This window comes from Sorangium sp. So ce119, assembly GCF_051524405.1.
GTDB classification, from domain to species: domain Bacteria; phylum Myxococcota_A; class Polyangia; order Polyangiales; family Polyangiaceae; genus Sorangium; species Sorangium cellulosum_G.
This window is the reverse complement of record NZ_CP150310.1, coordinates 6398986-6422957: the sequence shown is the minus strand read 5'-3', so window position 1 is coordinate 6422957 and position 23972 is coordinate 6398986. Positions and strand designations below refer to the sequence as shown.

At 70.1% G+C, this 23972-nt stretch carries 18 protein-coding genes; 6 read left to right on the top strand and 12 right to left on the bottom strand.

What is annotated here, in order from left to right; all coding sequences use genetic code 11:
* Nucleotides 1-84 precede the first annotated feature (84 nt).
* Nucleotides 85-1347, top strand: coding sequence for a glycosyl hydrolase family 8 (locus tag WME76_RS24190; protein WP_437954643.1), 1263 nt, complete (start codon nucleotides 85-87; stop codon nucleotides 1345-1347).
* A gap of 87 nt (nucleotides 1348-1434) precedes the next feature.
* Here WME76_RS24190 and WME76_RS24185 read toward each other — a convergent pair whose 3' ends face one another.
* Entirely contained in the window at nucleotides 1435-3111 is a 1677-nt protein-coding gene (locus tag WME76_RS24185; RefSeq protein WP_437954642.1) for a protein kinase domain-containing protein, read from the bottom strand.
* 823 nt (nucleotides 3112-3934) lie between these two features.
* Here WME76_RS24185 and WME76_RS24180 point away from each other — a divergent pair.
* The gene (locus WME76_RS24180) at nucleotides 3935-8812 is read left to right on the top strand and encodes an AAA family ATPase (protein ID WP_437954641.1); all 4878 of its coding nucleotides are present in this window, start codon (nucleotides 3935-3937) and stop codon (nucleotides 8810-8812) included.
* 90 nt (nucleotides 8813-8902) lie between these two features.
* On the opposite strand, the gene WME76_RS24175 is transcribed toward WME76_RS24180, so the two are convergent.
* The 5 genes from WME76_RS24175 to WME76_RS24155 all read right to left on the bottom strand — a co-directional run bounded on the left by WME76_RS24175 (nucleotide 8903) and on the right by WME76_RS24155 (nucleotide 13411).
* Nucleotides 8903-10087 carry an endo-1,4-beta-xylanase gene (locus WME76_RS24175; RefSeq protein ID WP_437954640.1) on the bottom strand — a complete coding sequence of 395 codons (1185 nt, stop codon included), beginning with the start codon at nucleotides 10085-10087 and terminating at the stop codon, nucleotides 8903-8905.
* 344 nt (nucleotides 10088-10431) lie between these two features.
* Nucleotides 10432-11127, bottom strand: a complete 696-nt coding sequence (locus tag WME76_RS24170) for a CTP synthase C-terminal region-related (seleno)protein (protein WP_437962153.1) — start codon at nucleotides 11125-11127, stop codon at nucleotides 10432-10434.
* A 139-nt stretch (nucleotides 11128-11266) separates the two neighbouring features.
* Entirely contained in the window at nucleotides 11267-11830 is a 564-nt protein-coding gene (locus WME76_RS24165; RefSeq protein ID WP_437954639.1) for a DinB family protein, read from the bottom strand.
* Nucleotides 11831-11893: 63 nt separating this feature from the next.
* Nucleotides 11894-12847 (bottom strand): hypothetical protein, encoded by a 954-nt coding sequence (locus WME76_RS24160; RefSeq protein WP_437954638.1) that lies wholly within the window; start codon nucleotides 12845-12847, stop codon nucleotides 11894-11896.
* Nucleotides 12848-12850: 3 nt separating this feature from the next.
* Nucleotides 12851-13411: a hypothetical protein gene (locus WME76_RS24155; RefSeq protein WP_437954637.1), complete on the bottom strand. Its 561-nt coding sequence runs from the start codon at nucleotides 13409-13411 to the stop codon at nucleotides 12851-12853.
* Nucleotides 13412-13570: 159 nt separating this feature from the next.
* Here WME76_RS24155 and WME76_RS24150 point away from each other — a divergent pair, with 159 nt between their 5' ends.
* The 4 genes from WME76_RS24150 (at nucleotide 13571) to WME76_RS24135 (ending at nucleotide 17116) form a co-directional block, all read left to right on the top strand.
* Nucleotides 13571-14407, top strand: a complete 837-nt coding sequence (locus tag WME76_RS24150; protein WP_437954636.1) for an SDR family NAD(P)-dependent oxidoreductase — start codon at nucleotides 13571-13573, stop codon at nucleotides 14405-14407.
* Nucleotides 14408-14447: 40 nt separating this feature from the next.
* Nucleotides 14448-14951, top strand: coding sequence for an SRPBCC family protein (locus WME76_RS24145; RefSeq protein ID WP_437954635.1), 504 nt, complete (start codon nucleotides 14448-14450; stop codon nucleotides 14949-14951).
* Between the two features lie 249 nt (nucleotides 14952-15200).
* Complete coding sequence (locus WME76_RS24140; RefSeq protein WP_437954634.1) at nucleotides 15201-16274, top strand: hypothetical protein; 1074 nt, start codon at nucleotides 15201-15203, stop codon at nucleotides 16272-16274.
* A gap of 56 nt (nucleotides 16275-16330) precedes the next feature.
* Entirely contained in the window at nucleotides 16331-17116 is a 786-nt protein-coding gene (locus tag WME76_RS24135; protein WP_437954633.1) for a phytanoyl-CoA dioxygenase family protein, read from the top strand.
* Between the two features lie 52 nt (nucleotides 17117-17168).
* On the opposite strand, the gene WME76_RS24130 is transcribed toward WME76_RS24135, so the two are convergent.
* The 6 genes from WME76_RS24130 to WME76_RS24105 all read right to left on the bottom strand — a co-directional run bounded on the left by WME76_RS24130 (nucleotide 17169) and on the right by WME76_RS24105 (nucleotide 23886).
* A complete protein-coding gene (locus WME76_RS24130; protein ID WP_437954632.1) occupies nucleotides 17169-17999 on the bottom strand; it encodes a hypothetical protein in 831 nt (276 codons plus the stop codon).
* A gap of 202 nt (nucleotides 18000-18201) precedes the next feature.
* Nucleotides 18202-19227, bottom strand: coding sequence for a hypothetical protein (locus WME76_RS24125; protein WP_437954631.1), 1026 nt, complete (start codon nucleotides 19225-19227; stop codon nucleotides 18202-18204).
* Nucleotides 19228-19303: 76 nt separating this feature from the next.
* Complete coding sequence (locus WME76_RS24120; RefSeq protein WP_437954630.1) at nucleotides 19304-20017, bottom strand: ABC transporter ATP-binding protein; 714 nt, start codon at nucleotides 20015-20017, stop codon at nucleotides 19304-19306.
* The gene (locus WME76_RS24115) at nucleotides 19992-20762 is read right to left on the bottom strand and encodes an ABC transporter ATP-binding protein (protein WP_437962152.1); all 771 of its coding nucleotides are present in this window, start codon (nucleotides 20760-20762) and stop codon (nucleotides 19992-19994) included. Before WME76_RS24115 ends, WME76_RS24120 begins: the two co-directional genes overlap by 26 nt.
* Nucleotides 20762-21730 carry a branched-chain amino acid ABC transporter permease gene (locus WME76_RS24110; protein ID WP_437284550.1) on the bottom strand — a complete coding sequence of 323 codons (969 nt, stop codon included), beginning with the start codon at nucleotides 21728-21730 and terminating at the stop codon, nucleotides 20762-20764. Before WME76_RS24110 ends, WME76_RS24115 begins: the two co-directional genes overlap by 1 nt.
* A complete protein-coding gene (locus WME76_RS24105; RefSeq protein ID WP_437954629.1) occupies nucleotides 21727-23886 on the bottom strand; it encodes an ABC transporter substrate-binding protein in 2160 nt (719 codons plus the stop codon). Before WME76_RS24105 ends, WME76_RS24110 begins: the two co-directional genes overlap by 4 nt.
* Between the last annotated feature and the right edge of the window lie 86 nt (nucleotides 23887-23972).

The window sequence follows — 23972 nt, the reverse complement described above, 5'->3', positions numbered from 1 at the left end:
CAAGGTGCAGGAGGTGGCCAGGGCACGCGCCTCTCCTGATGTTGATCTCCTGATCAACGCGTCACCAACCTGGAGGTTGCTCCCATGTCCCTGTCTTCCTCATCGGCCGCATGGTCAAGGCGAACCGGACCGCTGAAGCGGGTGCTGCAAGGGCTGACGCTGGCCTTGCTCGGCGTCGCCGGCAGCGCACATGCCCAGACGCATCCGTTCGGCAGTCACCATGAGGCCTACCACGCGTCGACCTTGCGCGTCTCGGCCGGCCAGGCCGCGGCCGACAGCGCGACGGCGAGCTTCTACTGGCAGTGGAAGAGCCGTTACGTGGAGGCCGGTTGTCAGCCGGACGAAGTCCGCATCCGGGCCAGCACGGGCGACGGCGCTCACGTCGTGTCCGAGGGCCAGGGCTACGGCATGCTCATCGCCGTGATGATGGCCGGGCAAGACGCGCAGGCTCAGGCGATCTTCGACGGCTTGCACCGCTACAACCGCCGCCATCCCAGCCAGAACAACCCCGACCTGATGGCGTGGGCGCAGGACGCCAGCTGCAACGACGTCCTCGATCACGACTCGGCCACGGACGGCGACCTCGACATCGCCTACGCGCTGCTGCTCGCGCACGAGCAGTGGGGCTCCGGCGGCGCGATCGACTACGCCTCCGAGGCGACCCGCGTGCTCGACGCGATCGCGGCGAGCAACGTCAACCCGACAACGAAGCTCGTCAACCTGGGTGACTGGGCGAAGTGGCCGGACGATCCCACGTATTATTACGCCACGCGCAGCTCCGACTGGATGCTCGGCCACTTCCGCAGCTTCATCGGCCGCGCCGGCACCGACTGGTCGCGGGTGTTGAGCGCCCACCAGACCTTGATCGAGACGATGCAGAACAGCCACGCCAGCTCGACCGGCCTGCTGCCCGACTTCGTCATCAACACGCACACGACGCCTCGCCCCGCCGCGGCCAACTTCCTCGAGGCGCCGCACGACGGCCGGTATTCCTGGAACGCGGCCCGCGTGCCGTGGCGCCTCGGCATCGACGCGGCCATCAGCGGCGACGCGCGCTCGCGCGAGGCGGTCGGCAGGATCAGCCGCTGGATCCGCGGCAAGACCCGCGGCAACCCGAGCAGCATCCGCGCCGGCTACTACCTCGACGGCCGCGCGATCGAGTCCTACAGCGACATGGTGTTCATCGCGCCGTTCGCGGTCGCGGCCACCGCGGATTCCGGTGGTCAGGCGTGGCTGGACAGCCTGTGGAGCCACATCGTCGCCGCCGCTCCCGTCGAGGACTACTACGGCGATACGGTCAAGCTGCTGGCCATGCTGTGCGTCTCACGCAACTGGATGACGCCGTGATCGGCCCGGGCAGCGGCACGCTGCCAGCCTCCCAGATCGAGCCATTCCCGCCCAGGTCGGCGTGATCCCCCCGGGGGGCTTCTCCGCTCAGAAGATCGCGCTCTTCCGCACGCCCGCATCGTTCGCGCGTTGCCGCGACGGCGCTCCGCCCGTGCTCCGCGGCGCCTCGGTCGCGCGCGCCGGCCGCGCCGCGGCGGGGCGCGCCGCGGCGGGCCGCACCGCGGAAGGCCGCGGCGCATCCTCCAGCGGCGCCGCAGCCGCCAGCGGCGCCGCAGCCGCCAGCGGCGCCGCAGCCGCCAGCGGCGCCGCTGCCGGGGCCTGCGCCGTCGCCGTCCCGCCCGGCGCACCGGTCGAGCACGTGGCCGCCTGGGGCGCCCTCGGCGTCTGAGCCCCAGGGGCGCGGCGCGCGGCGGCGAGCACCCCGTCGCTGACCGCCAGCAGCGCGGCCGTGCTGCCCTCCGACCGCTTCCAGGGCAGCGCCGTGACGAGCGCCAGCCCCATCCCGAGCGCCATCATGAGGCCCGCCGCCGCGAGGTGCAGCCCGGTCCGCCGCGCCGGCGCGGCGGGCGCCCGCTCTGTCGGCGCCTCCGGCACCCCGACCGCGGCCACGAACGCCGCGATCATCGGCTCGATCGACGGGAATCGCTCCCCTGGATCCAGGGCGAAGGCCCGCGCGAACCAGGCCTCCAGCTCCGGCGGCGCTCCCGGGCACAGCGTCGACAGCGGCGGCCGATCGCTGGCGAGGATGGAGGCGAGCACGTCGGCGATCGTGCGGCCCGCGAACGGCTGCTGCCCCGTGAGCGCCACGTGCGCGACCACCGCGAGGGCCCACATGTCGAGCTGCGGATCCGCGTGCCCGGTGCACGTGTGCTCCGGGCTGAGGTAAGCCGGCGTGCCCAGCACCACGCCCTCCGCGGTCTGGCGCGGGAAGTCGGCCGGCAGATCCTGGCGAATCCACTTGGCGATGCCGAAGTCCGCGACCTTCGCGCGCAGGCGTCCGTCGCGCCCCTCGCGGAGCAGGATGTTCGACGGCTTGATGTCCCGGTGCACGATGCCGAGTCCGTGCGCGACCGAGAGCGCCTCTCCGATCTGGCAGAGGAGCGCGGCGAGCTCACCCGCCGGCACCCGCCCTCGCTCCTGGATGAACTGCCGGAGCGACCGGCCGCGCACGTACTCCATCACGAGGTACGGGCCCGCCTCGGGATCCTCGCCGGCGTCGTGCACCGTGACGATCAGGTCCGTCTTCCGCCCGATCTGCGCCGCGACCTGCGCCTCGAACCGGAAGCGCTCCATCATGTCGATGGCCGGGTCCTGGCGCGGGAGCACGAGGAACTTGAGCGCGACGTCGAACCGCCGGACGCTGTCGTGCGCGCGCCACACCTCGCCCATCGCGCCCTGGCCGAGCGGGTGCACGAGCCTGTACCGCCCGGCGACGACGCGGCCTCGCGCGAGCGGGGCGCGGCCCTTGTCGCGTCCGGCGCCGCGCGGAGCGGCAGGGCGCGGCTGCGACGCCGGCGGGCCAAGCGTGACGGCCTCGCGCGCGCCGCCCGACGCCGGCGGGGCGAGCGTGACGGCCTCGCGCGCGCCGCCCGGCGCCGGCGGGGCGAGCGTGACAGCCTCGCGCGCGCCGCCCGGCGCCGGCAGATCGGGCGCTCGGCGCGAAGACGGCGGCTGCAGCACGCCGGTGACCTTCGTGTCGCCCCCGCGTCCCAGGCCGGTTCCTGTGCCCGTGGGAGGACGACCAGACGTGGGAGGCCAGGACATGTCCGCAGCGTATCTCGAACGCGGGGACCTTTGAATGGCGAACCCCCGGGATCTCTCGCGCAACCGTACCTGCACGCTCGCACGACAGCGTCACAAGACACAGCTCCGCCGCATTTGTCGATGGACGCTGCCGACGCCGCGTCGCGCGCGCCGCACGGCGGACGCAGGACGTGTCGCCCCCTCATGTGCCCCGGTCCGCCCCGGGTGTGGGATTGCATGCTCGGCGAGGCGCAACGCGCGCCGCGTGGCGCGCGAGCGCGGGCGCGCGGCAGCTCGTCTTGCGCGCACGAGCGCGAGCTCCCAACCGTGAAGCGCCACCCCCACCCGCGGCGGCGCTCACCGCGGCGTCGTCCCTCGTCGCCGCGCCTCGACCGGCGACCTCTGAGCTCCGTCCCGATCGTGCTCTCCCCGCGCGCCGGCGACAGCGCTCACGCCGTCTGAAGCCCGACAATCTGCGTGATCTCCCGCGACGCTCGTTCGACTCGCCCCGGCTCCTCCGGAGTTGGCGTTGGTTGCATCACAGTCCTGCCCCGAGTCCATTTACCCGGATGCCGCAAGGGTGTTATGCAAAAAAGATGGGCAGGGAAGCGATTCCGCGGTCAATCCGCGGCATGCGCGCGATCGGACTCAGAGGGTATATCAGGCGATCCCGGACGGTGTCTGGCGGGGCGCTGGCCGCTGCACCCGAGCGCCACGGGCCCTCCACGGCCTGCTCTCTCTTGCCGCGCTGTCCAGAGATCGAGCGACGGCGACCCACCACCCGCCCTCCGCGAGCGGCCTCCACGGAGAGGCCCGTTGTCGCGATTCTGTAGTGGAGAGGGTGATGATCAGCCTTCCCCATTACACGATCACGGGCGAGATCCAGAGCGACGTCGAGACCGTCATCTATCGTGGGTACCGGAACGTGGACCGGGCGTCCGTCGCGATCAAGCTCTTCAGGAGCGAATACCCGACGTCCCGGCAGATCGCCAAGCTCCGGCACGACTACGAGATCACCAGGGATCTCGACATCTCCAGCGTGGTGAAGGTCTACGGCCTGGAGCGGGTGGGCACGAGCCTCGCGCTCGTCACCGAGGACCTCGAGGAGCAGCCGCTGAGCGACATCCTCCAGCAGACGCATTCGATCGGCCTGAAGACCTCGCTCCAGATCGCCGACTCCATCGCAGACGCCATGGACGCGATCCACCGGCGCCACATCATTCACAAGGACATCAAGCCGCACAACATCCTCGTCCGCATGGACACGCGCCAGGTCAAGCTGATCGACTTCGGCGTCGCCACGCGCCTCTCCCAGGAGATCCAGCCGGCCAGCAGCCCCGACTCGCTGGAAGGGACCCTGGCCTACATGTCACCGGAGCAGACAGGGCGGATGAATCGAGCCCTCGATCACCGCACGGACCTGTACTCCCTCGGGGTCACCCTCTACGAGATGCTGACGGGCGCGCTGCCTTTCCGGGCGACCGACCCGCTGGAGCTCTTGCACAGCCACATCGCCAGGCAGCCGACGCCGCCGCACATGCGGTCGCCCGGGGTCCCCGAGGCGGTCTCGAACATCGTGATGAAGCTCCTGTCCAAGGCGGCGGAGGATCGGTACCAGAGCGCGCACGGCCTCCGGGCCGATCTGCGCGAGTGCCTGGAGCAGCTCGAGGCCACCGGCCACATCAGGCCCTTCCCGCTCGGCCGGTACGACCGCGGCCACGGGCTGCTCCTCCCGCAGAAGCTCTATGGACGCGACGGGGAGATCGCGGCCCTCCGCGCCGCCTGGGAGCGCGCGAGCCGGGGCACCGCCGAGCTCGCGCTGATCTCCGGCCACGCCGGCATCGGCAAATCGGCGGTCGTGAGCGAGCTGTACAAGGTGATCGCCGACCGGCGAGCGCGCTTCATCGCGGGCAAGTTCGACCAGTTCAACCGGAGCATCCCGTACGCCTCGCTGGCGCAGGCGTTCCGGGACCTCATCCGGCACCTGCTCGCCGAGCGCACGGAGCCGCTCACCCGGCTCCGGCGCACGCTCGCGACCGCCCTCGGCCAGAGCGCGCGGGTCCTCGTCGAGCTGATGCCGGAGCTGGAGCTCATCGTCGGTCCCCAGCCGCCCGTGCCCGAGCTCGGGGCGAGCGAGTCCCAGAATCGACTCGACCTGGTCTTCCAGCGGTTCCTCCGCGTCTTCGCCACGGCCGACCATCCGCTGGTCCTCTTCCTCGACGACCTGCAGTGGGCCGATCTGGCCTCGCTCAGGCTCCTCACGCTGCTCCTGTCGGATCCGGAGCGCGGCTACCTCCTCGTGATCGGCGCCTACCGCGACGACGAGGTCGACGCCGGCCACCCGCTCTCGGCAGCCCGGGCAGAGCTCCGGGAGGCGGGGACGAGCGTCGTCGAGGTCAACCTCGATCCGCTGCGCCTGTCGGACATCAATCAGCTCGTCGCCGACGCCCTCGGCTGCGACCAGCAGAGCTCCGCCCCGCTGGCGAAGCTCGTCCTCGACAAGACCCAGGGGAACCCCTTCTTCATCAACCAGTTCCTCGTCTCGCTCTACAAGGACCACCTGCTCACCTTCGACGCGTCCTCCGGCGCGTTCTGCTGGGATCTCGAGGGCATCCGGAGGGCGGGGATCACGGACAACGTGGTCGAGTTCATGGCGAGGAAGCTCCGCCGGCTCACGCCGCGCACGCAGCGGATCCTCACGCTCGCCGCGTGCATCGGCCACCGGTTCGACCTGAGGACGCTCTCGATGATCGACGAGCGGCCGCCCGCCGAGACGGCCGCCGACCTCTGGGAGGCGCTCCGGGAGAACATCGTCCTTCCCCTGGACACCGAGTACCGGTTCCTCCACGTCACGCCCGACCCGAGCGCCGAGGGCGAGATCGCCCCCGTGGACATCGATGTCTCGTACAGGTTCCTGCACGATCGCGTGCAGCAGGCCGCCTACTCGCTGATCGAGGAAGAGCTCAAGCAAGATCTCCACCTGCGGATCGGGCGCCTGATGCTCGCGCAGCGGGGGCTCGGCGATCGAGACGAGAGCCTGTTCGACACGGTGAACCACCTGAACCTCGGCGCCTCGCGGATCACCTCGCCGGCCGAGCGGACGACCCTCGCGCGCTTGAACCTCGCCGCCGGCACGAAGGCGAAGGCGTCGGCGGCCCACGACGTCGCCGCGGGCTACCTCGGCGCCGGGACGTCGCTCCTCGGCGAGGAGGGCTGGGAGCAGGACTACGAGCTCACGTTCGCGCTCCACCTCGAGCGCGCCGGGTGCGAGTTCCTGAGCGGCCGCTTCGCGCAGGCCGAGTCGCTGTTCAACTTCATCCTGGCCAGCGCCAGGACCCACCTCGATCGAGCGCACGTCTACGCCCAGCGCCTCTTGCTCTTCAACGCCGTCGCGCGGTTCGACGAGTCCGTGCGCTGCGCGCGGACGGCCCTGGCGCTGCTCGGGATCGAGCTGCCCACAGGGGACGATCGCATCAAGGCGGCCCTCGAGGCGGAGCTCGCGGAGGTGCCGATCAACCTGGCGGGCCGCCGGATCACGGACCTGTTCGACGCCCCGGAGCTGATCGACCCCCGGCACAAGGCCGCGCTGACGATCCTGACGAACGTGAGCGCGGCCATCCTCGGCGCGAACCCCGCCCTCCACGCGCTCGTGTGCGTCAAGCACGCCAACATCTCGCTGAAGCACGGCCACTCGGAGGTCTCCGCCTGGGGCTACCTGATCTACGCGATCGTCCTGATCGAGCTGGGTCGGTACGGGGAAGCGTACGAGTTCGGCAGGCTCGCGATGGGGCTCAACGAGAAGATGAGCGGCGCCGTGGTGTCGTCCAAGGTGAAGTCGAGCTTCGCGATCTTCGTCTCTCCCTACCGGGAGCCGCTCCGCCTGTCGTTCTCGTACCTCTCGCAGGCGCACCGGGACGGCATCGAGGCGGGGGACTTCCAGTTCGCCAGCTACTCCCTCTTCCACGGGGTCACGAACCGGCTGAGCCACGGCGTCGAGCTCACCGCGATCGCCGAGGAGATCGAGCGGTGCCTCCCGTTCCTTCAGCGCACCAGGGACGTCATGTCCAACCTCATCGTGACCTCGTCCCGGCAGATGATCGCGAACCTGCGGGGCTGCACGCAGGGGCACCACACCCTGAGCGATGGAGTCTTCGACGAGGCGGAGTTCGACGCGGTGATCGGCGCGCCGAACCACGAGTTCATGGCGGCGTTCTATCACATCCAGAGGGCTCAGCTCGCGTTCCTCTACGAGGATCACGAGCGCGCCCTCTCCCTCATCGCCCTGGCGGAGCCGCTGCGCCCGTACCTGGCGAACATGTGGATGTCGACCGAGGTGCCGTTCTACGCGTGCCTGATCATGCTGGCGCTGTACCCGACCGCGCCGGCCGTGGACCAGGCGCGCCACGCGCGGGAGATCGAGCGCCACGCGGCGGACATCGCGGTGTGGGCGGAGAGCTGCCCCGAGAACTTCCGCCACAAGCTCCTCCTGGTCTCCGCCGAGCGCGCGCGCGTGTCCGGCGACGACGCGGCGGCGATGGATCTCTACGACAAGGCGATCGAGGCGGCCCACGAGGGCGAGTTCCTGCACCACGAGGCGCTGGCGAACGAGCTCGCCGCCAGGTTCCACCTGGCGAGGGGCAGGAAGAAGATCGCGCGCGCGTACATGGCCGACGCCCTCCACGGCTACGCGCGGTGGGGCGCGGAAGCCAAGGTGGCGCAGCTCAAGGACAGGGTTGCGGAGCTCGCGCCGCGGGGCGCGGACGCCGTCGTGGCCGCGCCGACGATGAGGCCGGGGCCGAGCGTCGCGGCCGGCGAGGACCTGGATCTCGCGACCATCGTGAAGGCCTCCCAGGCGACCTCCGGCGAGGTCGAGCTCGACAAGCTCCTCCGCCTGGAGCGCGAGGCGACCGAGAAGCGCATGGCGGGCGGCTTCGCGCACGAGATCCAGAGCGCGCTGGAAGGAGCGAGGCTGGCGCTCGCGAGGGCGCTCGGGCAGGACGAGGCGGCGTCGCGGCCGAGCCTCACCTTCGATTCAGGGGTGGAGCTCGGCAAGCTGCACGAGGAGCTCAGCCTGCGCTTCGCGGACGAGGAGCTGGATCGGATCACGGACCGCCTCCGGCACATCTTCGAGAACCAGGAGGCGCTCGACGCTGCGCTGCGGCTGGCGTTCAAGGCGACCACCCGGGCGCTCGCGATCACGAAGAAGATCATGGACCTGTCCAGCGTCACGGACGGCGAGGGCGCGGCGGGGCCGATCAACCTGAGCGAGCTGATCGAGAGCGCGCTCGTCGATCTCCGGCAGACGATCGACGGCTCCAGCATCTCGATCCGCGAGGACGTCGCGGCATCCCTGACCATCGTCGCGGACCCGACGCAGTGCTACGCCGTGGTACAGAACCTCCTGAGCAACGCGCGCGATGCCGTCCTCGAGCGGTATCCGCGCGGCGGCGCGGGCGTGATCGAGATCAGGGCGAGGGCCGAGGGCGAGGCCTGCGTCATCCAGGTGACGGACAACGGCGTGGGCATCCGGCGAGAGAACCTCGGGAGGATCTTCGACTCCTTCTACTCCACGAAGCCAGAGACCGGCACGGGCCTGGGTCTCGCCATCGTGAAGCGGATCATCGACGTCGCCGGGGGCACCATCGACGTGCAGAGCGAGTGGGGGAGGGGGAGCGAGTTCACCGTCACCTTGCCGATCTCACGCCAGCCCGGTGCGAGGTGAGGGGTGTGAGCGAGCACGAGCCCGTGGGTACAAAAGCGCGCGAGCCCCCTCGACCGAGGGAGCTCGCGCGCTCATCGCGTCAGCCTGGTGTCAGTTGCGGCCCAGGAACTCCATCAGCCACTGCATGGCCGGGCGCATGTTCCCGTTCGAGTGCTGGATGCCGGTGTTGTCCCGCCACGTGGTGCCGACGATATAACCCCAGAGGGTGATGCCGGGGACGGAGGGGTGATTCCAGAACATCGTGAACTGCTCCTCCATCACCTGCTTCTGCCGGTTGTCATCGGCGATGCCGATGTCGTACTCGGTGATGTACACGGGCTTGCCCAGCGCGGCCATCTTGTCGATGTACGACTTCACGGTGGGGGTGCTGATCTTGTACGCGTCGTGGGCCTGCGCGCCGAGCGCGTCGACCGGGGCGCCGGCGTCGATCACGGCCTTCGCGATCCTCATGAAGTTGTTGTGGTCGTTCTCGTACTCGATGTTGTTGTAGTCGTTGAAGATCAGGACCGCGCCCGGGCAGAACTCGCGAGCCCACTTGAAGGAGTTGACGATCCAGTCCCAGCCGCTGGCGCCGTCGCCGCCGATGCCGTTCTTGTAGGAAGGGGTGGTGTGGGGCGGCGGCTCGTTGACGACGTCGATGTACTTCGTGTCGGGGTAGCGCTCACAGAACGTCTTCATCCAGTCGCGCACGGCGTTCCGCTGCTGATCCGCGGAGAGACGCCCGACCCAGTCCGGCTGCTGGCTGCCCCAGACGAAGACGTGGTGCTTGAAGATGATGTTGTTGTCCTTCGCGTACTTGTAGATCGCGTCGAGCTTGCTCCAGTCCTTGGAGCCCTGGGTCCTCTCGACGGAGCCCCACTTGCCCTCGTTCTCGGGCGTGATCTGGTTCCAGTACTTCGCGAACCCGTCGCGCACGGCGCCGCTCGTCGTGATGTTGCCGACGAACTTCTCGCTGCTGGGGGCGCCGCCCGTTCCGTCGCTTCCGCCGGTCCCGCTGTTCGAACCACCCGACCCGCCGCCGCCTTCGCTGGAGGTGCCCGTCGAGGTGCTGGTCGTTCCAGGGCCTCCGGTGCCGCTGGTGACCGATGCGCTGCTGCTGGCGGTCGTGCTGGCGCTGGTGGTGGTGCCGGAGCTGACGGTGCTGCCGGCTGCCCCCGAGCCGCCCGCGCCCTCCTCAACCCCGCCGCCGCCACCAGAGCATCCAAAGAGGGCCGCGACGCCGAGCGCCATCCACGTGGTGCCGCACAGCCATCGAGAAGAACGGTTCTTGTTCATAGTGCACTTCCGCAAGTTGAGTGGTTGGTGGTTCTCGAAGCGAGGGAGCCGATGGCAGCGGTCCGAGCCGGAGCGCACCCGCTCTGCGAACTACGTGCCAAACAGCTCGGCACCTACAATTCCCGCCTGCCCTGGAAGTGATCACAACACCCACACGAAAGCCGCGGCCACACGGCGTTCCGCGTCGATAGGAATTGTACCGTGGTATTGCGAGAGCCGACCCAGGTTGAGCCGACCCGGGTTGAGGGTGGTTGGTTCGCCGGCTTACACTCGGGGTGCCCAACCTCGGTCGGGCCACGGCGACCCCAACCCGGGTGGCGACCCCAACCCGGGTCGGGCAGCCCTCAACGAGCGCGATCCGCGCAGGCCCGGAGGAGCTCAGCCACCAGCGGCGGAAGGCGACCGGCGAGCGCGGCGCGCTCCGGCTGGAACAGCGTGGCGACGAAGAACGGATGTCCGTCGAGCTCCACGGCGCGCACATCGCCGGCGTCGTCCTCGGCGCCGACCCGCAGCGGGCCCGAGACCAGCGCGGCCTGGAACGCCGGGTTCAGGCCGTAGCGGCAGCGGTACCCTTCCGTCGCCTCCGCGCAGCCGTAGGCCTGCGCGATGCGGGTGCCGGCGCGGAACCGGACGGCGCCGGTGGCCTCCACCAGCGAGCACTCCAGCGGCGCGATCACCGCGCGCTGCGCCTCCGGCGCCGTCTCCGCGTGCTCGGCGTCCGACCAGCCCAGCACATGGCGCGCGTACTCGATGATCGCGTGCTGGAACCCGCCGCAGGTGCCGAGAAAGGGCCGCCGCTGCTCGCGCGCGAAGCGGATCGCGCGCAGCGCCCCATCCATGCTCCGGTACGGGCTCGCTGGCACGCACCAGAGGGCGTCGTAGCCCGCCACCCGCGACGCGTCGGTCACCTCCTCGGTCGGCACCCACTCGAACGAGAGCGGCACCGCCAGCGCCTCTCCCGCCAGTCGCAGCGCCGCCGGGATGGCCCGGTGCGCGGTCACCCCGTCGTCCCGATCGCCGACGAGCCCCAGCCGAATCATTGACATCATGCGCCTCACCAGAGATCCCGACGTGCGGGCAAGAGGGTTCTCGTCTCGATCCTGCGTTTCACAGGGCGGAAGCGTGAAAGCGACATGGAGGTCAACCTCCTCGCGCCGTCCGTCCCAGCGCGCCGCCGGATCAGCCAGGCGGCCTTCGTGCGTAGAGGAAGCGAGCGTAGCCGATCTCGGCGGCGTTCTTCGTCAGCTCGACGTTCACCCAGGCCACGACATCACCGAACGGACGATCCTGAAACGGCCATCGAGCGCGCTGCGCCGACCGCAGATCGTCGTCCGTGACCCGATCGAGCGCCGCGCGCCACTGTGCCTGCAGGCCGCCGAGCCACGCGCGCACGCCGTCGGCGTCGCCGGGCCACGTCACGCTCTCGCGCGAGAGCGCTCCGTCGCCGAACGCGTGGTCGAGCGCCATGGACCACCAGAAGCCGATATGCCACGTCACCCACGCGATGCTCGGCGGGCCGAGGTCGTATCCCTCGTGATCAGGCCAGTCGGCGCGCCACGCGCCGCCCGCGGTCCGATGGACGTGCAGCCCCGCGTCAGCAGGGCGCCACAAGCACTCTTCGGTGGAGAGCCCGTCGAGGTGATAGCTGGCGAGCTGCCACGCGATGTCGAGCTGCCGCACCAGATAGCCACGAACCTCGTTGGCCTCAGGCTGCGTCGGCGCGCCAGGGCTGTCGCGTCTCATGGCCCGGAGCCTAGCAGCATCCCCGTACCCGGTAAACCGCCGGACCCGCCGCGCGCGCCGCCGTCATGGCTGCTGTAGCCGCTCCGCGTGCTCGGCCAGGAGCCCGCCGAGCAGGTGAAACTCGAGATACGACCGCGCCAGGTCCGTCGCCCCGGGCAGCTCCTCCTTCTCGTCGCCCAGCACCACCCAGCCGCCGCCTCGCTCGAACCGGAACGAGAGGGTCTCCCCCTCCTCGAGCCCGCGCTCGCGCACCCGCCGCAAGATCGACACGCCCTCCAGCCCGAACAGGAACAGATCCCGGGCGATCACCTCGTCGAGCCACCGCTTCGACAGCGCGGTGAGCGACAGCTCCCACGCCCCCTCGCGCAGCATCTCCGGCACCGACCCGCGGCGGATGAGCGGCGCGTTCGCCGCGTCGAGCGACACGAGCTGCGCCCGCGCCACGCCGTGATGGACCCCGAGCGCCCCGAAGCCCACCGACAGATCCGCGATTCGATAGCCCACCTGCGCCGGATCCTGCGCCACGCCCTGCAGCAGATCCCGCGTGGCCATGATCGCCTTCACCACCCGCAGGGCGAACGACGGGCGCAGGCACAGCGCGCGCGTCCTGTCCGGCGTGAGCGCGACGACGCGGGTGACCGCGTCCTGCACGATCACCTCGAAGGGCTCGAAATCGGCCGCCACCAGGGGCTCGCTCGCGCGCATGTGCCGGTGCAGATCGAACGAGAATGCGCGCCCTTTCTTGAGCACCTTGAGGTGCACGCTGAAGGGGCTCTTCCGCCCGCTCGCCGTGGTGCCCTCGGCCAGGAAGAGGACATCGCCGATCACGGTCTTCTCCGGGTACACGTGATCGTTGTAAAGAACGATGCGCCGCGCCTCGGTGTCCAGGTCGACGCGGGAGCGATCATCGTCGAGGGCGAGGCGATTGCCGTCGTGATCGCCGCGCGTGCCGAGCCCGGCGAAGGGGCAGCGGACGCGACCCGCGAAGTGGTAGACCCCTCGATCACAGAAGCGCACGGATCACCCCCAATCCCCGGATGCCGCGCCCTGGCGAAAGACGCGCGCGGAGGCCCACTCCGCGACGAGCAGCGCGCCCAGCGTGACGCCTGCCATCAGCAGGCGCGCAGTCCAGGGCGTGGGCGCGAAGACCGCCATTTCTCTGGACGGGCGGTGGGCGAGGTTCACGTTGAGCGCCGGGTCGGTCGCGACGAAGCTCAGCGCCAGCAGCGCGACGAACATGGCCCAGGCCGAGAGCGCGCTGCCCGACGGCAAGCCGCGCTGCGCGAGGTGGAGCGCGGCCGCCGCGGGCGGCGCGAGGTGCGCGGCGACCGAGAGGAGCGTGGCCTTGCGCGTGGCGATGACCTCGATGAGCCACGCGGGGATGCCGACACCCACAGAAAACACGAACGCAGGCCCCACGAGCCACCCAGCGCCGGCGACCAGGCCGAGCGCCACGGCGAGGGCCGCGACGTGGCAGGCAAAGAGCATCTCGCCCATCCTGCCGGTGCCGAGCTTCTCCTGCACGTACCTGGCCAGGATCGCGAAGATCGGCAGGGCGCACAGGACCTCGAGGGCACGCACGCGCGCAGGGTACCGCGCGGCGCCGCCGGAGGGGAAGCGGATCGCGGGCCCACGCGAGCGCGGCAAGGACGTTCGACATCCGTCGACTACCCCGTCGGACGAAGCTGGGTAATAGTGACGCCTCGTCTGCTTCACGAACGCACGGAGGAGGAGAGAGCGATGTCGAAGATCGCACTTGTCACAGGCGCGAACCAGGGCCTCGGTTACGCGATGGTCGCCCGGCTATGCCAGGACTTGCCGGCGGGCAGCACTATCTACCTGGCGGCGCGGGATCAGGAGCGCGGCGAGGCGGCCGTCGCGAGCCTGCGCGCGCAAGGCCTGCAGCCGTCGCTGGCCCGGCTCGACGTGACCGACGACGCGAGCGTCCAGGCCCTGGCCGAGACGGTGGCGCGCCGCCACGGCGGGATCGACATCGTGCTCTCGAACGCGGCAGCGCGCATCGTGAAGGATCGGCCGCAGGCAGCCCAGGTCCGCACCTTCATCGACACGAACAACCACGGCACGTACCGGATGATCCGCGCCTTCGGGCCCCTGCTGCGCGACGGCGGCCGGCTCCTCATCGTCGCGAGCGCCTTCGGCTCCCTGGGCAAGCTGGACCCGCGGCTCCATCACCTCTTCGACCCCGCCGCGCGCTCTCTCGAGGACATCGAGCGCGTCATGGACGAGTACGTGGAGCTGGTCGAGCGCGGCGAGGCAGAAGCCCACCACTGGCCGGCGTGGATCAACATCCCGTCCAAGATCGCCCAGGTAGCCTCGATGAAGATCTACGCGCGCCAGCGACAGGACGAGGCGACGCAGCGCGGGATCGTCATCGCCGCGCTCTGCCCCGGGCTCGTGGACACCGACGCGTCGCGCCCGTGGTTCGACGACATGTCGTCCGCGCAGTCGCCGGCGGATGCCGCGAAGAACGCCCTCTGGGTCTGCACGCAGCCCGCCGAGTCACCGCGCGTGTACGGTGAGCTCGTCCAGCATCGTCGGATCATCCCCTGGGTTTGAACCCGCCACGCAACGACACGAAACGAAAGAAGGAGACAGCATGAGCCCCCGACCTACCGGCCGCGTCCGAGGCACCGCGACAGGCGCCGATCTCGTGATCAAGCGCAGCTTCCGCGCTCCCATCGAGGACGTCTGGCAGAGCGTCACCGCCTCCGAGAGCACGGCGCGCTGGATCGGCCCGTGGGAGGGGGAGGCGGGGCCCGGCAAGACGGTGCGCCTCCAGATGGCGTTCGAGAAAGGAGCGCCGTCGTGCAACGTCTCGATCGACGCGTGCGAGCCGCCGCATCACCTCGCGGTCTCGATGAAGGACGACTACGGCGACTGGCGGCTCGCGCTCTCGCTCACGACGAAGGGGGACACCACCGAGCTCACCTTCGTTCAACACCTCACCGATCCAGCGCTCGCCGGGGACACAGGGCCAGGATGGGAGTACTACCTCGACATGCTCGTCGCCTCCCGGCTCGGCGAGCCGCTGCCGGACTTCTCCGATTACTATCCGGCGCAGCGTGCCTACTACCTGGGCGACGCGCGCACGCAGGAGTAGCCCGGCCACGGCGGGGAGCCTCTGCGCGCGTTCCTGCTCGATCGGCGGCGGACCGGCTGGCGGCGGCGGGTCCGGAGCCTTCGCCGGAGGTTCCGGTCGTCGCCGGGCCCGCGAAGCCGGGCTGCTCGAGCGTCGGTCGCGGAGTCCGCTGCCGTGCCGCGCCGCCCGGCGTCGAGTTTCGTCGGATCCGGTGAGCCGTGACGGCCCCCGCCGAGGACTTCACCTCCAGAACATGCCTGGAGGGAATCCATGAAGCGTTGGATCACGGCCGTCGGTGCGCTGGCGATGATGAACGGTGGGTGCGACCCGATCGTGTTCGGTCCCGTCGAGCCTCAGCCGACCGAGGAGCCGCCCCCCCCGCCCTCGCCCAACGCCCTCGCGATGCGGGCAGGCGACTGGGCGCTCTCGTTCGAGGGGCGCGTGACATCAAGCTTGGACTACGCGCAGCATCTCCTCTATCCCCCGCCGCATCCCGAGTCGCTCGTGCTGTTCCTTAGCGACTCCGTCCAGGAGTGCAGCCGGCCGCTGATCCATGACCCGACGCAGTGCGTTCCAGCGTCGAGCCAGTTCTGGCAGGTCATCCTCGTCATCCCACCCGAGCTCAACCGACCCGGGCTCATCGACCTCAGGGACCACCGCATCCGAATCTACCACGGCGTCTTGCGACCCGATTGCGGCGGCAGCTTCGGCTTCAGCCCCGGCTCGTGGGGCGCCCCAGGGAAGTGGGAGAAGACGATCGAGATCGTGAGCAGCGATGCGAGCTCCGTCTCGGTGAAGCTCGACTGGGGGGAGCTCGACCGGAGGGAGCTCGCCTCGGGGGAGCTGCCCGACGTTTGGGGACACATCGACGGCGACTACAACGCCACGTATTGCGGCGCCGCCCCGCCCGTGAGCCCGGCCTCGCCCGGGCTTGCGCTCCGTGGCGCACGTGGCCCCACGATGCCGATCGATGGCCTGACGCCGGATCCCGACGCGCTCCAGCTCATCCTCGGGAGCGCAGCCACGAGCTGCGAAGATCCGTTGTCCCCCATCAATTGCACCGGCACCTCGCGCGTCAGGCTCAGCCTCCCGCCGTCGCTCCAGCAGCCCGGGATCATCGACCTCACCGACCCGGCCATCGACGCGTCCTTCGCCGTCTCGTGGGGCTCAGCGGAGTTCTGCGATGATTACGACTTCGTCACCGGATCGTTCGCGGGAGGCACGGTCGAGATCCTGGGCATCGACGCGAGCGGGGTCCTGGCCAGGGTGTACGGGTCCTACACCGACCTCACCCACGGCGGCTTCGACGCCGACGGGCTGTATGCCGCGTCGATCTGCCCGTGAGCCGCTCTCGGCGGCTTGCACCCTTGCGGCTCGCTGGATAGGGTGGCCCACGCGCCATGACCGAGCTGAGCCACGCCCAGATCGAGCACTTCATCACCGAGGGATTCGTGCGGCTCGATGCCGCCTTTCCCCGGAGCCTCGCCGACGAGGGTCGCGCCATCCTGTGGCGTGACACCGGGTTCGATCCGCTCGAGCCGAAGACCTGGACGAAGCCCGTGATCCGGCTCGGGATGTACGGCCAGCGACCGTTCGCTGACGCGGCGAGCACGCCGGTGCTCCGCGCCGCGTTCGATCAGCTGGTCGGCCCCGGTCGCTGGCAGCCGCTGACCGTGCTCGGCACGTTCCCCATCCGCTTTCCGTCGCCCGACGACCCGGGCGACGCGGGCTGGCACGTCGACGCGAGCTTCGGCACGGAGAACCCCGACTTCATGACGTGGCGCGTGAACGTCGCGTCGCGCGGCCGCGCGCTGCTCATGCTGTTTCTCTTCTCGGATGTCAGCGAATCCGACGCGCCGACGCGCATCCGGGCGGGGTCGCATCTGGACATCGCGAGGCAGCTCGCGCCCGCAGGCGAACAGGGGTTGACGCTGCGGGAGCTCGCCGCGAACGGCTTCGCGGAGACGGCGCATCGACCGCAGGTGCTCGCGACGGGCGAAGCGGGGACGGTCTACCTGTGTCATCCGTTCCTGGTCCACACGGCGCAGCCGCACCGAGGCACCCGCCCGCGCTTCCTGGCCCAGCCGCCCCTGCTGCCGGCCGAGCCGCTGCGGCTCGAACGCGAGCACGGGGACTATTCACCCGTCGAGCAGGCCATCCGCGGGGCCCTGAGCGGGGGCCTCTGACGGGCCGCCACGATGGGCGACCCGACGGAGATGGGCCCACCGATCCTGGTTCTCAGCGCGACACGTACGCCGATGCGGACGATGTCGACCAGATCGGTCCCGTCGTCCACGTCGCGGGCAAGGCCGAGAGGTTCGACTCGGCGCTGCTCTCCGAGGTGTACGCGCCCTCTTCCCGATCGCGGAACCTCGGGGCGCCTCCGCCTTCGGGACCGAGGATCGCGATCCAGTACGGCTGGCCGGCGACGATCGACACCGGCGCCACGTCCACCGAGTGCCACCCGGCGTTGTGGTACAGGTACGGGATCGTGCCTTGCGTCAGCAGCGTGCCCGGATGACCGCCGTTATCCGTGTAGAGGCCGACGACGATGTTGACGGCGGTGTTCGCGTTGTCGACGTACAACGTGAGCACCGAGGCCGTACCCGAGGCCGTCGAGGTGTACTGGAACGCCTCGGCCGAGCCATCCGGATTGCTGTCCGGGTTGCTCTCGATCGTCCCGTCGCCGACGAGCGGGCCCCCGGGGCATGCGGTGTCGGGGTTTGCCATGATGCCTCCGCCGCAGTCCCGGAGCGAACCGCGGCAGACGCCTTCTCCGCACTCGTCGGGCTGCGGATCGCACATGATGTCGGCGACCAGGCAGCCGCCGTAGCAGCCGCAGTAGACGAGCCCTTCCTGGCACATATCGCAGCTCCGCTCCGGACAGGTGTCGCCCGTCGCGACCCAGAGCCCGCAATCGCAGTACTTGTAGCCGTCGCACACCGACGGGTCGCTCAGGCCCTCGGCTTGCGTGCCCTTGTCCTCGATCGGAGCGCGGCCCGCGTCCATCACGCTGGTGCAGCCGGCGCCGAGCGCGCAGACGAACGCCAGCGGTGTGGACCATCTCATGACGCGCGTCGCCTGCCTGAAATCCATCGTCGTCCTCTTTCTCCAGGGCGAGAGATCATGAGCGTGGTCGCCAGCGCGGGTATGTGGAATATTCCAGCTGCGAGCAGGCCCGCTGGTCTCGCTGATCTTGCCGGTGAATCAGTGGAGTTCACCCTGGGCGTGCCGTCAATCGCGGGCCGCCGACGATACATTACTTAACAGATCAGGGCACCGGGATCATTTGACCTTCCGGGTGCGCCGGGTCGGTCGTCTCAGCCCACGTGTTGTTCTGCCAGAGGAACCGCTCCGGGTCGGCGGCTTGCACCTCCGGATCGGGCGTGCCCTCCCGGTCGGCGGAGATCAGCCCGTAGTAGAAGCTGTCGCCGTGCTGGTTCCCGATGAACCGGACGCGCGTCGGCATCCCGTGGCCCTGCTCGCGGTTGTAGAGGGTGTAGTTGCCGCCGTCGATGAAGTTGTCCTGGACCAGCACGTCATCGGTCGCTCCGAAGTCGCAGGTGATGTTGATCGCCGCGGTCTCCTCGCCGTCGTGCTCGATGCGGTTGCGGAGCAGCGACGTCGGCTGGCTCGTCCCGTAGATCTCGATCTGATCGCGGTGCGCGGTGCCGTCGTAGGGAATCGGATCGTGGAGGTAATTCTCCTCGACGTGGCCGCCGCTCAGGCGCATCCCGTTCTCCTGTTCCGACACGTCGTTGCGCCGGCATACCCCGTCGCCGCTCGTCGTCAGATCGATGCCGATGGTCCCCGTGGTGCCGCCGTGGATCGTGTTCCACTCGATGCGCCAGCCCGAGGGGTTCGTCTCGTACCCGACCCAGATCCCCCGCGCGTCGACCGCACCGTCGAGGTCGACGTCGCAGCATCGGACTGTCACGTCGTCGGCGAGGATCTTGATCGCGCCGACGATGCGCTTGTTCTCGATCACGGTCCCTGGAACATCGACGATGCGGGGCCCATCGTAGTCGGTGAGCTGACCGCACGGCAGCCCCGCCGCGACCGCCCCCGCGATACCCGTGTTCGCGGCGCCGATGTCGCGACCATGGGCGACGTCGCCGGCGTGTCCGCCGCCCCCGCCGCCCCCGCCGGCGTGTCCGCCGCCCCCGCCGGCCGTCGACGCGCTCGCCGTGCCCGAGCCCGAGGACGCGGCGTTCCCGTTCTCCTGCCCCGAGCAGGCGAGCAGGATGGCGAGCGGCGCAGCCAGAAGGAGAGGGGAGGGGCTCGTTCGTCCGTGCATCTCCGCAAGGTACCGCCCGCCCGGCCGCGCGGGAAGCTGGCCGCGCGCGGCGAGCGCCGCCTGCTCCCGCTTCGACTCACAGCCCCAGATAGGCCCTCCGCACCTCCTCTTTCTTCGCCAGCTCGCTCGCCTCCCCCTCCAGGTGGACGCGCCCCTCCGCCAGCACATAGGCGTAGTCGCTCACCGCCATGGCCATGGCCACGTTCTGCTCGACGAGGAGCATCGTCAGCCCCTCGGCCTTCAGCCGGCGCAGCGACTCGAACAGATCGAGCACCAGCCGGGGCGCGAGGCCCAGCGACAGCTCGTCGAGCATCAGCACCTTCGGGTCGGCCATCAGCCCGCGGGCCACGGCGACCATCTGCTGCTCTCCGCCGCTCAGCGTGCCCGCCTTCTGCCCGCGGCGATCCGCGAGGCGCGGGAACATCTCGAACACGCGCTCGAGGTTGCGCCGCGCGCCCGGCTGCGCCCGCCGCGAGAAGGCGCCGAGCTCGAGGTTCTCCTGGACCGTCATGTCGCTGAAGAGCTGCCGTCCCTCCGGCACCAGCGCCAGGCCCTCGCCGGCGCGGGCGTGCGCGGGGAGCCGCGTGACGTCGTGACCCCCGAACACCACGGCGCCGCTCCACGTCGGAAGCAGCCCCGTCACGGCGCGCAGGAGCGTCGTCTTGCCAGCCCCGTTCGACCCCACGAGGGCCGTCAGCTTCCCCGGCTCGAGGCGGAGGCTCACGCCCCACAGGATCTGCACCTCCTCGTAGCCCGTCGTCAGATCAGTCACTTCGAGCGCGGCCGCCATCCGAGCCTCCTGCCAAGAGCTCCTGCCCGAGCTTCGGGTCGCCGAGGTACGCCTCGATCACCTTCGGATCCGCCGCCACCTCCCGCGGCTCCCCCGCGGCGATGAGCTTGCCATGGTCCAGCACCACGATCCGGTCGGAGAGGCTCATCATCGCCTGCATGAGGTGCTCGATCATCAGGATCGTCACCCCCTGACCGCGGATGTGGCGGATCATGTCGATCATCCGGGCCACCTCGGCGGGATTGAGGCCCGCGAGGACCTCGTCGAGCAGGAGCAGATACGGCCGCGCGGCGAGGGCGCGGGCCATCTCCAGCCGCTTCTTCTGCGCCACGTTCAGGCTGCCGGCGAGCTGCGCGGCCCGCTCGCCGAGGCCCACGAGGGCGAGCACCTCGTCCGCCACGCGCGCCGCGGCGCCGCGGCCGTGGCGCTCGCGGCCATAGCAGGCGCCGAGGATCACGTTCTCGCGGACCGTGAGATCGTGCAGCGGCCGCACGATCTGGAACGTGCGGGCCAGCCCGAGCTGCGCCACCCGGTACGGCGGCCGGCCGGTGATGTCCTGCCCGCGGAAGACGATACGGCCCTTCTCCGGCGCGTTCACGCCGCTCACCACGTTGAAGAGCGTCGTCTTGCCCGCGCCGTTCGGGCCGATGAGGCCGACGATCTCCCCGTCCTCGACGCCGAACGCGACGTCGCTCAGCGCTTGCAGGCCGCCGAAGCGCTTCGATACCCCCTGCACCTCGAGCATCATTCGAGCACCCCCCGCGCGCGCGGCAGGCGCGCGCGCAGCCAGCCGACGACCCCGGACGGCACGAAGAGGACGATGAGCAGGAGCACGCCCCCCGCGAAGGCGAGGTGGAGATCCTTGAAGAGCGGGGTCGTGAGCAGGAAGCTGCGGAGGCGGTCGTACGCGGCCGCCCCGAGGATCGGCCCGAGCGCCGTCCCCGCGCCGCCCAGCATCACCATGACCAGCGTCTCGATGGACATGTGCAGCCGGAAGGCGTCGCCCGGCTCGACGTTGCCGTTCTTGAAGAAGTAGAGCGTGCCGGCGACGCCGGGGAAGAAGGCCGACAGCACGTAGGCGAGCGTCTTGAGCCGGGGCGCGTTGACGCCCATGACGAGCGCCGCGTCCTCGTCCTCGCGGATGCTGAGCAACCCGAGCCCGAACCGCGAGCTCTTCACGAGCAAGCTGACGGCGACCACCACCACCGTGACCAGCAGGAGCAGGGAATACGTGAGCCACAGCGCGTCGGCCGGACCGCCGTACTCCCCGTAGACCGAGAAGTTGATCGACAGGCCCGTCGCGCCGCCGAAGAGGGAGACGTTGTTCACGAACGCCCGCGCCGCCTCGTTGATCCCGATCGTGGCCAGGGCGAAATAGGCGCCCCGCAGGCGCAGGATCGCGAGGCCGAGGACGCCGGCCAGCGCGGAGGCGGCGAGGCCGCCGGCGAGCATGGCGAGGTAGAGGGAGACCCCCCGCTGGCTCAGGAGGTAAAAGCCGGTGTACCCGCCCAGACCGAAGAACACGATGTGGCCGAAGTTCACGTAGCCCGTGTACCCGAGCAGGAGATTGAGGCTGGACGCGAGCGTGACGAACGTCAGCAGGGTGAACATCGTCTCCCGCAGCGTGTCGCCGCGCGTCGCGAGGGGGAGGGCGCCCAGCCCCACGACGAGGAGGAGCGTCAGCCAGAAGGCAGGGTGTCGATGGGCGTTCATGCGCGGGCTCCAAACAGGCCGCTCGGGCGGAGCAGCAGCACGAGGACGAACAGGACGAACTCCACCACAGGCACCCAGCTCACCGGGAGGAACACGGGGATGAGCCCCTCCAGCATGCCCAGCAAGAGCCCTCCGGCGAGCGCCCCGAGCGGGTTGCCGAGGCCCCCGAGCACGCCGATCACGAACGATTTGAGCTGATACGACTCGCCGCTCAGGATGGTGAAGGGGAAGAACGTGGCGATGAGCCCGCCGGCGGCCGCCGCGAGCATCGTCCCGAGCCCGAAGCTGAGCGCCAGCACGCGGGAGGAGGGGATGCCCATCAGCTCCGCCGAGGCGCGGTTGCTCGCCACGGCGCGGATCGCCTTGCCGAGCCGCGTCCGACGGAGAAACAAGGTGAGGGCCGACGCGACAAGGACGGCCATCAAGGCCGCCATGAGGCGCGTGCCCGGGAGCGCCACCGGGCCGAGCCGCGCCGTGCCGAGGGAGTAATCGATGTTGCGCGGCGTGGTGGTCAGGAGCGCCGTGCCCAGCCCGATGAAGATCATGTTGACGGCGAACGTGGCCAGCAGGGTCGTCAGGTGGTGCGGCGCATGGACGACCCGGTGTACAGCTACAGGGTAAATTAGCAGTCCGAGCAGCAGGCCCCCGCCGGCCACCGCGACAAGCCCGACGTAGGGGTTCAACCCCAGGTGCGTGAACAGGAAGTAGCTCGCGAACATCCCGAGGGCGACGATCGCCCCGTGGCTCAGGTTGATGATGCGCAGGATGCCCCAGATGAGGGTCATCCCCATCGCGGCAAGGCCGTACACGAACCCGAGCATGAGCCCGTCCACGAGCGACGTCAGCAGTCGACTGGGGCCCGCGGCCGCCTGCTCGCGGGCGGGATACAGGGCCTTCGCCGTGCTGGCGTCCGCTGGCCAGACCACGCGCTTGACCATCTTGCCCTGCTCGTCCTTCTGCCACTGGATGTACACCATGTCGTGGCCGATCTGGCGGCCATGCCGCTTCGCGCTTGTGTCGTATCTCGTGTGGCCGAAGAAGGTCAGCATGTCCGTGCCGTCGAGCGCCGCCTTGACCTTCGCCGTGTCCAGCGACCCCGCGCGCGCGATGGCCTGCTCCAGGATCAGCCCGGCGGCGTAGCCCCCGGCGCCGTGGTACGACGGCGTGTCGCCGAAGCGCTCCGTGTACCGCGCGACGAAATCGCTGACCGACGGGCCGTGCCACGGGAGGCCCGCCGCGCTGGCGGCCTCGGGGCTGTATTTCACGGCGGACTCCCACTGGCTCGGTCCGATCACGCCGAGCGCCGCCGCGCCGAGCTCCCCGAACCGAGGCTCCGGCGGCGCCACGAGCAGCGCGATGAACTTCGCCTGAATGCCCTTCTCCGCGAACTGCCGCGCAAAGGTGCTTGTATCGGCGAAGTGGCCGCCGCCCATGATGGCGTCCACGTCGCCCGGCATCCTGTTGATGAACGGCGCGAAGTCCGTGGTGCCGCTGGCATAGCCCTCGAAGAGGACGATCTCGTATCCCTTGCCCTCGCCGTGGCCCTTCGCGGCCGTTGCCACGTCGGTGGAGAACTTGTCCCGCTCGTGGACGATCGCGACCTTCTTCGCCGACGGATCGAGGTGGGCCAGGAGATCGAAGGCGCCGGTCAGGTAACGGCTCGCGGGCGTGTAGGTCATGAAGGCCAGCGAGTAGCCCTTGTCGTGGGTGGAGTCCGACGAGGCGCCCGCCGTGACCATGACGCGGCCATACTGCTCGGCGATGACGGCGGCCGCGTCGGTCAGCCCGCTGCTGTAGGGGCTGATCAGGAAATCGGCCCTGTCCTCGTTGATCAGCCGGGTGTAGAGCTGCTGGACTCGGTCCTTGTTGCTCTCGTCATCATAGAACCTGATGTCGAGGGTGACGAAGCTGCCGTCGGCGAGGCGGATGCCGCCTGCCTTGTTGACATCGTCCACCCACATCTTGATGCCGTTGGTCTGCCGGGTCGACTCGACGTTGACGTTCCCCGTCAGCGACGCCGTGAACCCGACGATGGCCGTCCGGGAGCGGGCCGCCGTCCCCTGCGGACCGAGCGCGCCGGACTGCGCGCTTGCGGTCGAGGTCGCGCCCCACGCGATCGCCACCAGCGTCAGGATGAACGGGGCCAGCTTTCGCATCGCGGTATCCTACACCGCGGCGCCCGCGCCCCCTCCGAGAAAGCCCGCGGGCGCGCGACCGGAGGCATGTCGGCTGGCCGGCAGTG

Coding starts and splice junctions, on each gene's coding strand:
- WME76_RS24190 (WP_437954643.1), top strand. CDS start 85: ATGTCCCTGTCTTCCTCATCGGCCGCATGGTCAAGGCGAACCGGACCG.
- WME76_RS24185 (WP_437954642.1), bottom strand. CDS start 3,111: ATGTCCTGGCCTCCCACGTCTGGTCGTCCTCCCACGGGCACAGGAACC.
- WME76_RS24180 (WP_437954641.1), top strand. CDS start 3,935: ATGATCAGCCTTCCCCATTACACGATCACGGGCGAGATCCAGAGCGAC.
- WME76_RS24175 (WP_437954640.1), bottom strand. CDS start 10,087: ATGAACAAGAACCGTTCTTCTCGATGGCTGTGCGGCACCACGTGGATG.
- WME76_RS24170 (WP_437962153.1), bottom strand. CDS start 11,127: ATGATTCGGCTGGGGCTCGTCGGCGATCGGGACGACGGGGTGACCGCG.
- WME76_RS24165 (WP_437954639.1), bottom strand. CDS start 11,830: ATGAGACGCGACAGCCCTGGCGCGCCGACGCAGCCTGAGGCCAACGAG.
- WME76_RS24150 (WP_437954636.1), top strand. CDS start 13,571: ATGTCGAAGATCGCACTTGTCACAGGCGCGAACCAGGGCCTCGGTTAC.
- WME76_RS24145 (WP_437954635.1), top strand. CDS start 14,448: ATGAGCCCCCGACCTACCGGCCGCGTCCGAGGCACCGCGACAGGCGCC.
- WME76_RS24140 (WP_437954634.1), top strand. CDS start 15,201: ATGAAGCGTTGGATCACGGCCGTCGGTGCGCTGGCGATGATGAACGGT.
- WME76_RS24135 (WP_437954633.1), top strand. CDS start 16,331: ATGACCGAGCTGAGCCACGCCCAGATCGAGCACTTCATCACCGAGGGA.
- WME76_RS24130 (WP_437954632.1), bottom strand. CDS start 17,999: ATGAGATGGTCCACACCGCTGGCGTTCGTCTGCGCGCTCGGCGCCGGC.
- WME76_RS24125 (WP_437954631.1), bottom strand. CDS start 19,227: ATGCACGGACGAACGAGCCCCTCCCCTCTCCTTCTGGCTGCGCCGCTC.
- WME76_RS24120 (WP_437954630.1), bottom strand. CDS start 20,017: ATGGCGGCCGCGCTCGAAGTGACTGATCTGACGACGGGCTACGAGGAG.
- WME76_RS24115 (WP_437962152.1), bottom strand. CDS start 20,762: ATGCTCGAGGTGCAGGGGGTATCGAAGCGCTTCGGCGGCCTGCAAGCG.
- WME76_RS24110 (WP_437284550.1), bottom strand. CDS start 21,730: ATGAACGCCCATCGACACCCTGCCTTCTGGCTGACGCTCCTCCTCGTC.
- WME76_RS24105 (WP_437954629.1), bottom strand. CDS start 23,886: ATGCGAAAGCTGGCCCCGTTCATCCTGACGCTGGTGGCGATCGCGTGG.